Source organism: Stenotrophomonas sp. YJH_SMC_69 (assembly GCF_059370495.1).
The window spans coordinates 57,648-71,993 of the sequence record NZ_JCAFTS010000011.1 but is presented as its reverse complement, the minus strand read 5'-3'; the positions used below and the strand labels follow the sequence as shown (position 1 = coordinate 71,993).

Annotated in this window: 15 protein-coding genes; 11 read left to right on the top strand and 4 right to left on the bottom strand. The window is 67.0% G+C overall.

Annotation, left to right across the window (positions count from 1 at the left end; genetic code table 11):
* Nucleotides 1-25: 25 nt before the first annotated feature.
* Together AC5P8F_RS17455 and AC5P8F_RS17450 are read right to left on the bottom strand one after the other, a co-directional pair.
* The gene (locus tag AC5P8F_RS17455) at nucleotides 26-463 is read right to left on the bottom strand and encodes an acetyltransferase (protein ID WP_111205483.1); all 438 of its coding nucleotides are present in this window, start codon (nucleotides 461-463) and stop codon (nucleotides 26-28) included.
* A gap of 68 nt (nucleotides 464-531) precedes the next feature.
* The gene (locus tag AC5P8F_RS17450; protein ID WP_111205482.1) at nucleotides 532-1,299 is read right to left on the bottom strand and encodes an NAD(P)H-dependent oxidoreductase; all 768 of its coding nucleotides are present in this window, start codon (nucleotides 1,297-1,299) and stop codon (nucleotides 532-534) included.
* A gap of 78 nt (nucleotides 1,300-1,377) precedes the next feature.
* Here AC5P8F_RS17450 and AC5P8F_RS17445 point away from each other — a divergent pair, with 78 nt between their 5' ends.
* From AC5P8F_RS17445 to AC5P8F_RS17425, 5 genes are all read left to right on the top strand, one after another.
* Complete coding sequence (locus AC5P8F_RS17445; RefSeq protein ID WP_049441669.1) at nucleotides 1,378-1,737, top strand: winged helix-turn-helix transcriptional regulator; 360 nt, start codon at nucleotides 1,378-1,380, stop codon at nucleotides 1,735-1,737.
* A gap of 75 nt (nucleotides 1,738-1,812) precedes the next feature.
* Nucleotides 1,813-2,337 (top strand): tRNA adenosine(34) deaminase TadA, encoded by a 525-nt coding sequence (tadA, locus tag AC5P8F_RS17440; protein WP_014647558.1) that lies wholly within the window; start codon nucleotides 1,813-1,815, stop codon nucleotides 2,335-2,337.
* A 75-nt stretch (nucleotides 2,338-2,412) separates the two neighbouring features.
* A complete protein-coding gene (gene orn, locus AC5P8F_RS17435) occupies nucleotides 2,413-2,985 on the top strand; it encodes an oligoribonuclease (RefSeq protein ID WP_495228648.1) in 573 nt (190 codons plus the stop codon).
* Nucleotides 2,986-3,155: 170 nt separating this feature from the next.
* Nucleotides 3,156-4,028, top strand: coding sequence for an EcsC family protein (locus AC5P8F_RS17430; RefSeq protein ID WP_495228646.1), 873 nt, complete (start codon nucleotides 3,156-3,158; stop codon nucleotides 4,026-4,028).
* A gap of 200 nt (nucleotides 4,029-4,228) precedes the next feature.
* Nucleotides 4,229-5,344 (top strand): alkene reductase, encoded by a 1,116-nt coding sequence (locus AC5P8F_RS17425; protein ID WP_014647555.1) that lies wholly within the window; start codon nucleotides 4,229-4,231, stop codon nucleotides 5,342-5,344.
* 89 nt (nucleotides 5,345-5,433) lie between these two features.
* Here AC5P8F_RS17425 and AC5P8F_RS17420 read toward each other — a convergent pair whose 3' ends face one another.
* Nucleotides 5,434-6,327, bottom strand: a complete 894-nt coding sequence (locus AC5P8F_RS17420; RefSeq protein ID WP_136191781.1) for a mechanosensitive ion channel family protein — start codon at nucleotides 6,325-6,327, stop codon at nucleotides 5,434-5,436.
* 148 nt (nucleotides 6,328-6,475) lie between these two features.
* Nucleotides 6,476-8,854, bottom strand: coding sequence for a phosphoenolpyruvate synthase (ppsA, locus tag AC5P8F_RS17415; protein ID WP_014647553.1), 2,379 nt, complete (start codon nucleotides 8,852-8,854; stop codon nucleotides 6,476-6,478).
* A 144-nt stretch (nucleotides 8,855-8,998) separates the two neighbouring features.
* Between ppsA and ppsR the strand changes: the two genes are divergently transcribed.
* The 6 genes from ppsR to AC5P8F_RS17385 all read left to right on the top strand — a co-directional run bounded on the left by ppsR (nucleotide 8,999) and on the right by AC5P8F_RS17385 (nucleotide 14,330).
* The gene (gene ppsR, locus AC5P8F_RS17410) at nucleotides 8,999-9,820 is read left to right on the top strand and encodes a posphoenolpyruvate synthetase regulatory kinase/phosphorylase PpsR (RefSeq protein WP_014647552.1); all 822 of its coding nucleotides are present in this window, start codon (nucleotides 8,999-9,001) and stop codon (nucleotides 9,818-9,820) included.
* Between the two features lie 178 nt (nucleotides 9,821-9,998).
* Nucleotides 9,999-10,508: a DUF1249 domain-containing protein gene (locus tag AC5P8F_RS17405; protein WP_032956108.1), complete on the top strand. Its 510-nt coding sequence runs from the start codon at nucleotides 9,999-10,001 to the stop codon at nucleotides 10,506-10,508.
* Nucleotides 10,509-10,549: 41 nt separating this feature from the next.
* Nucleotides 10,550-11,038, top strand: a complete 489-nt coding sequence (locus AC5P8F_RS17400) for an NUDIX hydrolase (protein ID WP_014647550.1) — start codon at nucleotides 10,550-10,552, stop codon at nucleotides 11,036-11,038.
* 124 nt (nucleotides 11,039-11,162) lie between these two features.
* Nucleotides 11,163-11,780, top strand: coding sequence for a DUF2239 family protein (locus AC5P8F_RS17395; RefSeq protein ID WP_032956104.1), 618 nt, complete (start codon nucleotides 11,163-11,165; stop codon nucleotides 11,778-11,780).
* 118 nt (nucleotides 11,781-11,898) lie between these two features.
* The gene (locus AC5P8F_RS17390) at nucleotides 11,899-13,260 is read left to right on the top strand and encodes an MATE family efflux transporter (protein WP_495220548.1); all 1,362 of its coding nucleotides are present in this window, start codon (nucleotides 11,899-11,901) and stop codon (nucleotides 13,258-13,260) included.
* A 455-nt stretch (nucleotides 13,261-13,715) separates the two neighbouring features.
* Nucleotides 13,716-14,330 (top strand): CDP-alcohol phosphatidyltransferase family protein, encoded by a 615-nt coding sequence (locus tag AC5P8F_RS17385; RefSeq protein WP_014647547.1) that lies wholly within the window; start codon nucleotides 13,716-13,718, stop codon nucleotides 14,328-14,330.
* The last annotated feature ends 16 nt before the right edge of the window (nucleotides 14,331-14,346 follow it).

The following is a 14,346-nucleotide window of genomic DNA, read 5'->3' as shown; positions in this document are numbered from 1 at the left end:
GCGGGCCTCGAACATCCGTCGAATGTCAGCCGTTGTACCGGAGATGGATCAGAGGATACGGGCGGCCCTGCGAATCCAGCGGTGAACGTCCGGTTTCGACGAAGCCCATGCGCTGGTAGAAGCCGACGGCCTGCGCGTTCTGTTCGTTGACGTCGGTACTCAGCTGCGGATGCAGGGCCAGCGCGTGCTGCAGCAACTGCCGGCCGATACCGGTGCCGTGTACGTCCGGATCGATGAACAGCGCTTCCATGTGCGTGCCGTCGATCAGCATGAAGCCAAGGGGGCGGTCCTGAGCGTCGACGGCCACGGTCATCGGAGCCTGCGGCAGGAAGCCGGCGACTTCGGCATCGATGGCCTGGCGGTCGTCGGCGCTGAGGAACTCGTGGGTGGCGTCGACGGCGCGGCGCCAGAGGTCGACGAGGGCGGCGCCGTCGTCGGCGCGCGAGGGACGGAGGGTGGTCATGGGTTCACCAAGGTGCTTGCAAAGAGCGCGTAGTATGGCGCGTCCCGACCCAGCGCGCAGGCGTGGATTCATCCGGTGTTGCGATGGCGGATGAAGGGGCTGTAGGCAGTGGCCTCCGCGCGCAGCACCACGCCATCCTCGAAATCGCCGCTGTCGTTGAAGGGCACGGTGGGCCACCGCGGCCATTGCGCCAGGCGTTCGCGGTAGTAGTGGGTGGCTGCAGCCAATGCCTCGTCGTGTGCCTGCACGTGCTCCGCTGCCAGCCCGGAACGCACGCCATGCACCAGATGCGGCTCCAGCACGTCGAAGCCGACGTAGCGCAGGCTGTACATCAAGGGCCACAGCAACAACCGGGTATCTCCCTCGCGGCCGTCGACGGCGCAGGCCCGTGCCGATGAGCCGGTGGTGACGCTCAGCAACGCACGCTTGCCGCGCATCGCGCCGTGCTCGTGGCGCAGGCGGCTGTTGTACATCGGCCCGTAGACCAGCACGCGATCCAGCCAGCCCTTGAGGATTGCCGGCGGCGCGAACCACCACAGCGGGAACTGCAGGATGACCAGATCCGCGGCCTGCAGCAGCTGCAGATGGCGCTGCACATCGGCGGGCAGCCGACCCTGTTCGGCGCCGTGGCGTTGTTCGCGCTGGGCATCGAAACGGCCGGGCTGCAAGCGACTTGAATGATGGCGGGCCGCTTCCAGCGGATCGTAGCCCTCTGCATACAGGTCGACCACGTCCACCTGCAGCGCGTCATGCCGCAGCTGTTCGGCGGCCTGTGCGGCCAGGTGGGCGTTGAACGAGCGGGGTTCGGGATGGGCAAGCAGGATGAGGGCGCGCATGGGGCGAGGTGTTGGTGGAGTGTGCGACCATCCTCGCGATGCCGGAGTGCCCCGGCAATTACGCACCTTGAGGTAACCATGGCCTACCCGGGCGATGTCTATGCCGCCGATTGCTCGGCACGCGATGCGCTGGCGCTGATCTCCGGCAAGTGGGTGATGCTGCTGTTGCCGGCGCTGGCGCAGGGCCCGCAACGCAATGGCGCGCTGCTGAGGAAGATCGAAGGGATCTCGCAGAAGGTGTTGACCCAGACCCTGCGGCAGCTGGAGCGCAACGGCCTGGTCGAGCGGTGTGATCTGGGCAGCAAGCCACTGCATGTGGAATACCGGCTGACCGAGGTCGCACGTGGACTGGTTGACACGCTGTCCGCCCTGGACCGTTGGGCCGAGCACAATTTCCCGGCGCTGGACGCCGCCCGCGAGCGCTTCGACACGCGTTAGCGGCGCCTGCACGGCCGCGGGCGTACAATGCGGCCCCGGCGGCCATCCTGGCCCTGCAGACACGCGAGAACCGCCATGACCGACGCCCTGGGTGTACCGGTGCACGACGCCGATGAACACTGGATGCGCCATGCGCTGGCGCTGGCCGAGCGTGCGCAGCGCGAGTACGACGAGATCCCCGTTGGTGCGGTACTGGTGGGCGCCGATGGCCAGCTGCTGGGCGAGGGCTGGAACCTCAACATCGCTTCGCACGATCCCAGTGCGCATGCTGAGATCGTGGCCATGCGGGCCGGTGGCACGCGGCTGGCCAATCATCGGCTGCTCGGCAGCACCCTGTACGTGACCCTGGAACCGTGCGCGATGTGCGCGATGGCCATCGTTCATGCACGCGTTGCCCGCCTGGTCTACGGCGCCAGCGACCCCAAGACCGGCGCCTGCGGCAGCGTGTTCGACCTGCTGGGCGATGCCCGCCACAACCACCGGGTGGAGATCCACGGTGGGGTGCTGGCCAAGGAGGCCAGCATGCGCCTGACCAACTATTTCCGTGCCAAGCGTGGCAAGCCGCCGCTGCTGCTGGAAGACCATGCCGGTGAGGCCTGAGGGGGCGAACCGGTATGATGGGCGCCTCTTTCCATCACCGGCAGGCCGCGCGCCTGCCCAGCAACGAGGCGACACATGGCGGACAACGGCGCGGCCAACGAGCGACTGCTCTGGATCGACCTGGAAATGACCGGGTTGGATACCGACAACGATTCGATCATCGAGATCGCCACCGTGGTCACCGATGCCCAGCTCAACGTGCTGGCCGAAGGGCCGGAATTCGCCATCCACCACCCGCTGGAAACGCTGGAAGCGATGGACGAGTGGAATCGCAACCAGCACCGCCGCTCGGGCCTGTGGCAGCGCGTGGTGGACAGCACCACCACCCTGGGCCAGGCCGAGGCGCAGACGGTGAACTTCCTGGCGCAGTGGATCCCGGCCGGCCTGTCGCCGATGTGCGGCAACTCGATCTGCCAGGATCGCCGCTTCCTGCACCGCCAGATGCCGCGACTGGAGAAGTACTTTCACTACCGCAACCTGGACGTGTCCACGGTGAAGGAACTGGCCAAGCGCTGGGCGCCGAGCGTGGCCGCCGGCGTCGGCAAGAACAGCAACCACACCGCGCTGAGCGACGTGCACGATTCGATCGCTGAGCTGCGCCACTACCGCCAGTTCATGGGCGCGCTGTCGGGGCTGCCGGTTGCCTGAACAACGACGCCGGGCATGGCCCGGCGCTATCGGATGACACGCCAACGGGTAGTGCCGGCCGCTGGCCGGCAAGGCGCCGGGGTCGGATCCCTTTCCTGCGGAAAGGGCTCTGCCCCCTCTGTCGTACCCCGCGACGAACCGTTCAACTTCCTGGCGCTAAGATCGGCGCCATGAACGAGCCGATCCTGCTCCCCCGCGACATCGCCCATGACGCCCGCGACTGGTCCGACCTGCAGCGCGCGGTGGCCCTGCTGGAAGCGCCGACCCTGACCTCGCGCATGGCCAACCTGGTCGGCACGCCGCTGGAGTTCGCGGTGAAGGCGCTGCCCAGCTCGGTCTCCAACCGCATCCACGGCGCTGTGCAGGCGGCGCTGAGCAAATCGGCGCAGGCCGCGCTGTGGAGCATGGACAACAGCCCCGGCAAGGGGGCGTCCACCCGCTGGCACAAACTGGCGGCGGCCACCTCGGGCGCGGTCGGTGGGGCCTTCGGCTTCGCGGCCTTGTTCATCGAGCTGCCGGTGTCGACCACCATCATGATGCGTGCGGTGGCCGACGTGGCCCGCAGCGAGGGCTTCGACCTGTCCGAGTTCAGCACCCGCCAGGCGTGCCTGGAGGTGTTCGCGTTGGGCGGCAACTCGCCGCGCGATGATGCCAGCGAGACCGGCTACTACCTGGCCCGCGGCTTCACCACGGATGTGATGCGCCACCTGTCGGCCGAGCTGGCCGGGCGCGTGGTGACCGGCCGCGACCTGACCCTGGGCGTGGCGCCAAAGGAAGCTGGCAAGCTGCTGGCGAAGATGGTGGAAAAGGTGGCGGCGCGCTTCGGCGTGGTGGTTACCGAGAAATTCGCTGCGCAGGCGGTGCCGATCGTCGGTGCCGCCGCCGGTGCAACACTGAATACCATGTTCACCGACTACTACCAGGACATGGCGCGCGGCCACTTCATCGTGCGTCGGCTGGAGCTGAAGTACGGGGAAGACGTGGTGCGCGCCTGCTATGACCGCGTGGCGCATGGCGGCGTGCTGATCGAGCCCACGCTGTAACCGGCTTCGGGGTCGGAGCCCTTTGCGTTGCAAAGGGATCCGACCCCGGTTGCGCGCGGGGTCGGATCCCGTTCCGCAGGAAGGGGCTCTGCCGGTCATCCTTGCCTTGGGGGAACAATTGTTTTGCCAGTACATGCCTGTTGCCTGGCAGCTGGCATCCCCATCCTTTGCGGCAGTCCCCCCCGCAAGAGATCGCCGCCATGTTGTTCACTCCCCACCGCCTGGGCGCCTTGACCCTGCCCAACCGCATCGTGATGCCGCCGATGACCCGCTCGCGTGCCGCCGACGGCAACGTCGCCACCGCGGACATGGCCGCCTACTACGCCCAACGCGCCAGTGCTGGCCTGATCGTCAGCGAAGGCACCCAGATCAGCCCGCAGGGCCAGGGCTATGCCTGGACCCCGGGCATCCACAGCCCGGAACAGGTGCAGGGCTGGCGCCGGGTGACCGATGCCGTGCATGCCGCTGGCGGCCGCATCTACGCCCAGCTGTGGCATGTGGGCCGGGTCTCGCACGTGGCCCTGCAGCCGGGTGGTGCCGCACCGGTGTCGTCGTCGGCGCTGCTGGCCGAAGGCGTGAAGGTGTTTGTCGACCCTGCAGGCGCTGGCCCGGAAGCGGGCGTGGGCGAGATGATCCAGCACTCGATGCCGCGCGCGCTGCGCGAAGACGAGATTCCGGGCATCGTCGCCGACTATGCACAGGCCACCCGCAATGCACTGGCCGCCGGCTTCGATGGCGTGGAGCTGCACGGGGCCAATGGCTACCTGATCAACCAGTTCATCGACTCGCAGGCCAACCGGCGCACCGACGGCTATGGCGGCGCGTTGCAGAACCGGCTGCGGTTCCTGCGCGAGGTCGTGCAGGCGGTGACGGCCGTAGCCGGTGGTGACCGCGTCGGTGTCCGTCTGGCGCCGCTGACGACGTTGCAGGGCGCGGTGGACGATACGCCACAGGCGACCTATCTGGCCGCGGCGCACCTGCTGGGTGAGCTGGGCGTGGGCTACCTGCACATCGCCGAAGCCGACTGGGACGATGCACCGCTGATGCCGGTGGCGTTCAAGCAGGCGCTGCGCATGGTCTACCCGGGTACGCTGATCTACGCCGGCAAGTACACCGCCGAACGCGCCGAGCAGGCACTGGCTGAAGGCTGGGCTGACCTGATCGGCTTCGGCCGGCCGTTCATCGCCAACCCGGACCTGCCGGAGCGACTGCGTACCGGTGCGGCGCTGAATCCGCCGGATCGTGCGACATTCTTTGGCGGTGGCGCGGCGGGCTTCACCGATTATCCGACGCTGGAAGAGAGCGTCGCGGCCTGATCCTGGACGCTGCCGGCCAGCGGCCGGCATTCCGATGTCGTATCGCCGATGGGTGGGTGCCGACCGTTGGTCGGCACTACCGGCATGGATCAGGGCTTGTCGCGCACCAGCGCGTCAGCCTCTATCACCCCGCCATCCTTTCCATGCAGGTACAGGTGCATGTCCTGCTGCGGATACGGGATGTTGATGCCGGCCTTGTCATAGCCCAGCTTCAGCTGCTCCAGCAGCGTGACCTTGGTACCGAACCAGTCGGCCGACTTCACGTAGCAGCGGATGCCCAGGTTGATGGCGTGCGCGCCCAGCTCATACACCACCACGTCCGGTGCCGGTGTCTGCAGCACGCGTGGGTCGGCCTTCATCAACGCCAGCGCGGTATCGCGCGCCAGCTGGATGTTGTCTTCATAGCCGATGCCGATCACCAGTTCGACGCGGCGGGTCGGTTCGGCGGTGAGGTTGATGATCGGTGCAGCGGTGATCAACGTGTTCGGAATGGTGGTGTGCTGGTTGTCGGCACCGGTGATGACGGTCTGGAAGATGCGCACTTCGCGCACCGTGCCGGTCTGTCCGGCCACGGTGACCACATCGCCCACGCGGAACGGTCGCAGCGTCACCAGCATCACGCCCGAGGCGATGTTGGACAGCGAATCCTTCAATGCCAGGCCGACGGCCAGGCCAGCGGTACCGAGCACGGCCAGCAACGGGGTGATCTGCACGCCCAGCGTGCCGATCGCCAGCACCACCACGATCACAAGCGATGCGGCATACACCACGTTGCGCAGGAAGCTGCCCAGCATCGGGTCCACGCCCATGCGAGCCGTAGCGCGCGGCATCGCGTTGGACAGGCGCCGTGCCACCCACAGGCCCACCAGCAGCACCACGATCGCGGCCAGCAACGGTACGCCGTAGGTTTCCAGCAGGCGCTCCCAGTTGAGCGAGTGGAACCAGGGCGTTGCGGCGGGGGCGGGTCGGGCGGCGGCGATCATGCGGGAGTTCCTTTGCTGCTGAGGGACAGGCGCGAGGTGCGCGTGGCGTGCACGGACGCCAGAAACAGCAAGCCCCGCAGAGGCGGGGCTTGCGTGCGGCAGCAGTATGTGCGGACGTCGATGAAAGCGACGTCAGCCCATTACGGCATCAGCCGTTGGCCTTCAGCTTGGCCAGGCGCAGCCAGGTATCGACCACGGTGTCCGGGTTCAGCGACACCGACTCGATGCCTTCCTGCATCAGCCATTCGGCCAGATCCGGGTGATCGGACGGGCCCTGGCCGCAGATGCCGACGTACTTGCCCTTGGCGCGTGCGGCCTTGATCGCCATCGATAGCAGCTTCTTCACTGCCGGGTTCCGTTCGTCGAACAGGTGCGCGACGATCGACGAGTCGCGGTCCAGGCCCAGGCTGAGCTGGGTCAGGTCGTTGGAGCCGATCGAGAAGCCGTCGAAGATCTCCAGGAACTCATCGGCGAGCAGTGCGTTGGACGGCACTTCGCACATCATGATGATCTTCAGGCCGTTCTCGCCCTGCTTCAGGCCGTTCTGTTCCAGCACCTCGACGACCTTGCGGCCTTCTTCCAGGGTGCGCACGAACGGAATCATGACCCACAGGTTGTCCAGGCCCATTTCGTTGCGCACGCGCAGCACGGCCTTGCACTCCAGCGCAAAGGCGGCCGAGAAGCTCGGGTCGACGTAACGGCTGGCGCCGCGGAAGCCGATCATCGGGTTTTCTTCGTGCGGCTCGTAGTTGCTGCCGCCGATCAGGTTGGCGTACTCGTTGGACTTGAAGTCCGACAGGCGCACGATCACCGGGTTCGGTGCAACCGAGGCGGTGAGCGTGGCGATGCCTTCGGCCAGGCGGTCCACGTAGAAGCTGACAGGATCACCGTAGCCGGCGATCTTCTCGTCGATCTTCTTCTTGGTCGCCGCATCCTGGCGGTCGTATTCCAGCAGCGCGTTCGGGTGGATGCCGATGTGGCTGGCGATGATCATTTCCAGGCGGGCCAGGCCGATGCCGGCGTTCGGCAGCTGGCCGAAGTCGAAGGCACGTTCCGGGTTGGCCACGTTCATCATGATCTTCAGCGGTGCCGGCGGCATGTTGCCCAGATCGGTGGTGGTGCGCTCGAAGCCGAGCTTTCCTTCGTAGATGAAGCCGGTATCACCTTCAGCGCAGCTGACGGTGACCAGCTGGCCATCTTCGATCACCTTGGTGGCGTTGCCCGAACCGACCACGGCCGGCACGCCCAGCTCGCGCGCGATGATCGCGGCGTGGCAGGTACGGCCGCCACGGTTGGTGACGATGGCCGAAGCGCGCTTCATCACCGGTTCCCAATCGGGATCGGTCATGTCGGCGATCAGTACGTCGCCCGGCTGCACGCGGTTCATGTCGTCCAGCGTCTTCACCACGCGGGCCACGCCCGAGCCGATCTTGGCGCCGACGGCGCGGCCTTCGGCCAGCACGTTGCCGCCCTTCTCGGTCAGCGCGAAGCGCTCGATCTGGGTGGCGTGGCTGCGCGACTTCACCGTTTCCGGGCGCGCCTGCACGATGAACAGCTTGCCGCTGACACCGTCCTTGGCCCACTCGATGTCCATCGGGCGGCCGTAGTGCTTTTCGATGACCAGCGCCTGCTTGGACAGTTCCTGCACGTCCTCGTCGCTGATCGAGAAGGTGTTGCGCAGCTCGGCCGGGGTGTCCTCGATCCTGACGCGCTCACCCGGAACATCGGAATACACCATGCGGATCGCCTTGCTGCCGAGCGAGCGGCGCAGGATCGCCGGCTTGCCGGCCTGCAGGGTGGGCTTGTAGACGTAGTACTCGTCGGGATTGACCGCGCCCTGCACGACCATTTCGCCCAGGCCGAACGAAGAGGTGACGAACACCACGTCGCGGAAGCCGGACTCGGTGTCCAGGGTGAACAGCACGCCGGACGAACCGACGCCCGAACGCACCATCAGCTGCACGCCGGCGGACAGGAACACATCCTCATGCTTGAAGCCGTGGTGCACGCGGTAGGCGATGGCGCGGTCGTTGTACAGCGAGGCGAACACTTCCTTGACCTTGTGCACGACGTCGTCGGCACCGGTGACGTTGAGGAAGGTTTCCTGCTGGCCGGCGAAGGAGGCATCCGGCAGATCCTCGGCGGTGGCCGAGGAACGCACGGCCACGGCCACATCGCCGCCGCCGTTGTCGGCGCTCAGCTTGGCGTAAGCGGTGCGGATGTCCTGGTCCAGCTGCGGCTGCAGCGGCGCATCGATCACCCAGCTGCGGATTTCCTTGCCGGCGGCGGTCAGCGCGTTGACGTCCTCGACGTCCAGCGTGGCCAGCCTGTCGAAGATGCGCTTGGACAGATCGTTGTGCGCAATGAAGTCCTTGAAGGCTTCAGCGGTGGTGGCATAACCGCCCGGCACCGAAACGCCCAGACCGGCCAGGTTGCCGATCATCTCGCCCAGCGACGAATTCTTGCCGCCTACGCGGGCCAGATCGGCCAGACGCAGTTCGTGCAACCACAGGATGTTCTCGTTCAAGCGCGATGCTCCGTTTGGCCATCGCCCGAGGCGGGCTGAGTGGCCGCGTCCGTAGGAAGAAGCCGATATGATGCCGGGCAGAGCACCGTCGGCACAAGCTTGTGCTGGCGGCCTTTTTAAGCTTCGTAGGGGGTAAAAGCGCGCATGTCGACCATCCGTCCGGTGTTCTACGTTTCCGATGGAACCGGTATCACCGCTGAAACCATTGGGCATAGCCTGCTGACCCAGTTCTCCGGGTTCAGCTTCATTACCGACCGCATGTCGTTTGTCGACGACCCCGAAAAAGCGCGTGAAGCCTGTGCCCGGATCCAGGCGGCAGGGGAGCGCTACCAGGTCCGGCCGATCGTGGTGAACTCCTGCGTGGACCAGAGCCTGAGCCTGATCCTGGCCGACAGCGGGGCGCTGATGCTGGATGTGTTCGCGCCGTTCATCGAGCCGCTGGAGCGTGAACTGGCCAGCCCGCGCCTGGCCCGGGTCGGCCAGGCCCACGGCATGGTCGATTTCGATACCTACCACCGTCGCATCAACGCGATGAACTTCGCCCTGACCCATGACGACGGCATCGCGGTGAACTACGACGATGCCGACGTGATCCTGGTGGCGGTGTCGCGCGCGGGCAAGACGCCGACCTGCATCTACCTGGCCCTGCATTACGGGGTACGCGCGGCCAACTACCCGCTGACCGACGAAGACCTGGAAAGCGATCGCCTGCCGCCGCGACTGCGCAATTACCGGCGCAAGCTGTTCGGCCTGACCATCGATCCGGACCGGCTGCAGCAGATCCGCCAGGAGCGCCGTCCGAACTCGCGCTACGCCAACCTGGAGACCTGCAAGCGCGAGGTGGCTGCGGCCGAGACCATGTTCCGCATGGAGCGGATCCCGACCCTGAGCACCACGCATACCTCGATCGAGGAGATTTCCAGCAAGGTGCTGGCCACGCTGGGGCTGCAGCGCGAGCTGTATTGAGCCTTTCCGGCGCGCCGCACTTCGCCCTGTAGAGCCGAGCCCACGCTCGGCTGGGCCGCCGGGTTCTTCCCGAACAGCAGCCGAGCATGGGCTCGGCTCTACACGGGGATCGTCGTTGTCGGGTTGGCTGTGGCTTGAGGCGCCCCCACGTTGAAGCACCAACGTGTAGGATCGACCCATGGCCCAAGCCTCGCCCCGCACCGAACGTATTCCCCGCCTGAGCCGGTTGAGCTGGCTCATGGGCCTGTACGCGGAGAACTACCGCCATCTGGTGCGCCTGTTCGAACCGGCCGGATTGGTGGCGGGCAGCTACATTTCCTCGATCGGCGACGGCCTGGACGTACGCCTGGACGTGATCGAGTGCCACCGCTACACGGTGGAACTGCGCCTGACCTACGACCTGGCTGACCCGGTCACCGGTGAGCCGGATCCCTCGGCGTATGTGCGTCTTTACCGTGACGCACGCCAGGCCGAGACCACCCATTGCTACGTCGGCCGCCGCTGGCAGGACACGATGGGCCTGTACCCGCCGCCGGCCGAGCTGATCAGCCACCGCATGCGGATGAACACCTTCCTCGGCAAGTGGCTGGAATACCTGGCTGAGCGCGGTCACGGCGTGGCCACCCTGCGCCGCGATCCCGATGGCGCAGGCACACCCGCCGAGCGCCGCCTGTCGCTGGTGCGCTGATCGGCCATAATCCACGGCTGACCTGCCGCTGGATGCCGCCCATGCCGTACACCCCGATCGTCGCCACCCTGGGCTACGTGCTGTCGCCTGATCGTCGCCAGGTGCTGATGATCCATCGCAACACCCGTCCGGGTGACCACCACCTGGGCAAGTACAACGGGCTGGGCGGCAAGATCGAAGCGGACGAGGACGTGGCAGCCAGCATGCGTCGCGAGATCGCCGAGGAAGCCGGCATCGACTGCACCGGCATGCGCCTGCGCGGCACCCTCAGCTGGCCGGGCTTCGGCAAGCACGGTGAAGACTGGCTGGGCTTCGTGTTCGTCATCGACACTTTCGAAGGCACCCCGCACGGCGGCAACCACGAGGGCACGCTGGAGTGGGTGGACCTGGACAAGCTGGACACGCTGCCGATGTGGGAGGGCGACCGCAACTTCCTGCCGCTGGTGTTCGACGCCGACCCGCGCCCGTTCCACGGCGTGATGCCGTACAAGGACGGCCGCATGGTCAGTTGGTCCTACAGCCGGCTGTGAGGTGACGAATCGGGTGGGTGCCAACCTTGGTTGGCACGCTCTTCTGGCAAATTAATACCCGGACAATATTGACTCGGTGAAATTACCCGGGCAATATTCACGCATCGCCTCTGATGCCATTGCCATGCCTGTGTCCCGACTTCCTCCCTTCAGCTGTTTCGACGGCCATCGCCTGGTCGCTTCCGGCACGCCGGAAGTGGCAGCGCTGGCGTTGAAACAACTGCGTGCCGACAACGCAGCCGGTCCGCTGCTGGTGTTCGACAACGCCAGCGGGCGAACCCGCGATTTCGACACGCGCGGCAGCGACACAGAGCTGCTGGCACGGGTGACCGAAGCGTTTCCCTCCGCCGTGGAGGCGGATGCCGACGTCACTACCGGAGAGGCGCCCGCAACCCCGCGTGGCCGTGGCCGCCCCAGACTGGGCGTGGTCGCCCGCGAAGTGACGCTGCTGCCGCGGCATTGGGCGTGGTTGGCCGAACAGCCGGGTGGGGCTTCGGTGGTGCTGCGCAGGCTGGTGGAAGCGGCCAGCCGTGCCGGTGCCGACGAGGATCGGCAGCGCCGCCACAGCGAGCGTACCTATCACTTCCTGCAGGCCATCGCCGGTGACCTGCCGGGCTTCGAGGAGGCCATTCGGGTGCTGTTCGCGCATGACCGCGCGGGCCTGGAAGCGGCGCTGCATTCCTGGCCCAGGGATGTGCGCGACCACGCCCTGCGGCTGGCGTTCGAAGACGCTGACGGCTGAGCCATCGCGCCGTTGCTGAGCGACGGCGTCATCTGATCGCGGGCCGCGGCCCGCTTCCCCTGTGCTTGCTTTGCTGGCGGAAACGCCGGGCAGGGCGGCGCCTTGCCCAGAGAATCCCATGAGCCCCCCTGTACATCCGACACCTCCGGCAGCACCCCCGCTGTGGCGCACCTACCTGACGCTGCTGCTGCCGATGCTGCTGACCAATGCGTTGCAGCTGGCCGCAGGCACGCTGGACAACATCTATCTCGGCCACCTGCTTGGCACACAGGCGGTGGCTGCGGCCGCGGCGTTCTTCCCGGTCTTTTTCCTGCTGCTGGCCCTGGTGATGGGCCTGGCCACGGGCGCGATGGTGCTGATCGGCCAGGCCTGGGGCGCGGGCCGCCCGCAACAGGCGCGCGCGGTGGCCGGCAGCGCGGTGGCGCTGATCCTGCTGTTGTCGGTGCTGGTGATGGCCCTGGGCGGCGGTTTCGCGCCACAGCTGCTGGCGGCACTGGGCACGCCGGCAGCGATCCTCGGCGAGTCCATCGTGTACGCGCGCGTGCTGTTGCTGGCGGCTCCGGTGTTCTTCCTGCTGTGGCTGGCCACTGCCGTGAGCCGCGCAGTGGGCGATGCAAAGACGCCGCTGCAGGCGCTGCTGCTGGCCACGGCGGTCGGCCTGCTGTGCACGCCGCTGCTGATCCTGGGCTGGACCGGCCTGCCGCGGCTGGGGTCGGCCAGTGCGGCTGTATCGGCGGCGTTTGCCTCATTGTTGGCCCTGGGCTGGTTGCTGTGGCGCTGGCATCGGGTAGGACATCCCCTGGCGCCACGGCGCGAGCAGTTGCGTGCCATCCGTTTCGATGGCGCGCTCATCCGCGCGATGCTGCGCATCGGCGTACCGTCTTCGCTGCAGATGCTCAGCCTGGCCATTGCCGAGATCGTATTGCTGGGCTGGATCAACCGCTACGGCTACACGGCCACGGCCGCCTACGGTGCGGTCAACCAGTTGATGAGCTGGGTGCAGCTGCCGGCGATGTCGCTGGGCATTACCGCCACCATCCTCGCGGCGCATGCGATGGGTGCAGGGCGTACGGCACGGCTGCCGGCCATCGCCCGCACCGGCGTGCTGCTTGGACTGGCGATGCTGAGTGCAGTGGTGCTGCTGGTGATGGTGCTTGCGCCCTGGCTGACCGGCCTGATCCTGGTGGCTGCCGAAGCGCGTGAACTGGCGACGCTGCAGTTGCGCACGGTGGCATGGGGCGTGCTGGCGATGGGCGGCAGCACCGTGCTGGTAGGAGTGATGCGCGGCAGTGGCACGGTATGGCGGCCAGCGCTGCTGGGCATGGCGGCGGTATTGCTGCTGGAGCTGCCGCTGGCGATGTGGATGCAGGCGCAGCACGGGCTGGCCGGCGTGTGGTGGGCGTGGCCGCTGGGGTTGCTGGCGATGCTGGTGATGCAGGTGTTCTGTTTCGAGCGCTGGCGGCGGGTGCAGGCTGGGTAGTGCCGGCCGCTGGCCGGCAACGCGGAACGGTCGGGGCAGCCGGCCAGCGGCCGGCTCTACCACTTCAGGGCCGCTGCGCCAGCGGCAGGTGGAAGCATCCGGCATCATCGCCGCCCGTCACCAGGAATCGGACGCGGCGGCGGCGGGCCCGCCGGTGACCATAGCGCCGACTCTGCGGCTTGGGAAGTAGGGAAACCCCGCGGACGAGTGATGAGGAAATGTCCACCGTCGCAGTCGGTGAGATCTGGTTGTCCACAGGGGGTGTGGATTACGCGTGGGCAACTTTGTGGATAAGCCCCGACAGGCGCCACCCCCCTAGGCTGTCAAGATGGGTGGCGAAAAATTCACCGCCGGTGACGGCGGGTGAGGGGGCGGTGAAGGATCGGCTGAGCCAGCGCTGTCGCCAGCGGCGGCGCTCGCGGTAACCTGTGGGCCTTGATGCTCCGTGAGACCCCATGAAACGTCACTTCTCGATGCTGCGCGAATTCCAGCTGGCCGACTGGTTCACCCTGGCCAATGCTTTCTGCGGCACCGGTGCGGTCTTTGCCGCGATGCGCTTCCTGCAGGACGGCGAGCGCGGCTATCTGCTGTTCGGCATGGCGCTGATCCCGCTGGCCTTCATCTTCGACGCCCTCGACGGGCGCATCGCGCGCTGGCGCAAGTCCAGCTCCACCCTGGGCCGCGAGCTGGACTCGCTGTCCGACGTGATCTCCTTCGGCGTGGCGCCGGCGGCGCTGGCCTATGCCTGCGGCATGCAGGGCGGATGGGACTGGCTGGTGCTGAGCTACTTCGTCTGCTGCGGCGTCAGCCGCCTGGCACGCTACAACGTCACTGCCGAGGCGCTCGCCGGCGACGAGGGCAAGGTCACGTATTTCGAGGGCACCCCGATCCCGACCAGCCTGGTGCTGGTGATCGTACTGGCGATTGCCGCCGGCACCGATGCCATCGGCCAGAACATCTGGTTCGGCCAGTGGCAGATCGGCCCGTGGCAGCTGCACCCGATGGTGCTGTTGTTCGCCCTGTCCGGGTCGCTGATGATCAGCAAGACCTTGCGTATTCCCAAGCCATGAGCCAGCCCTGCGGAGG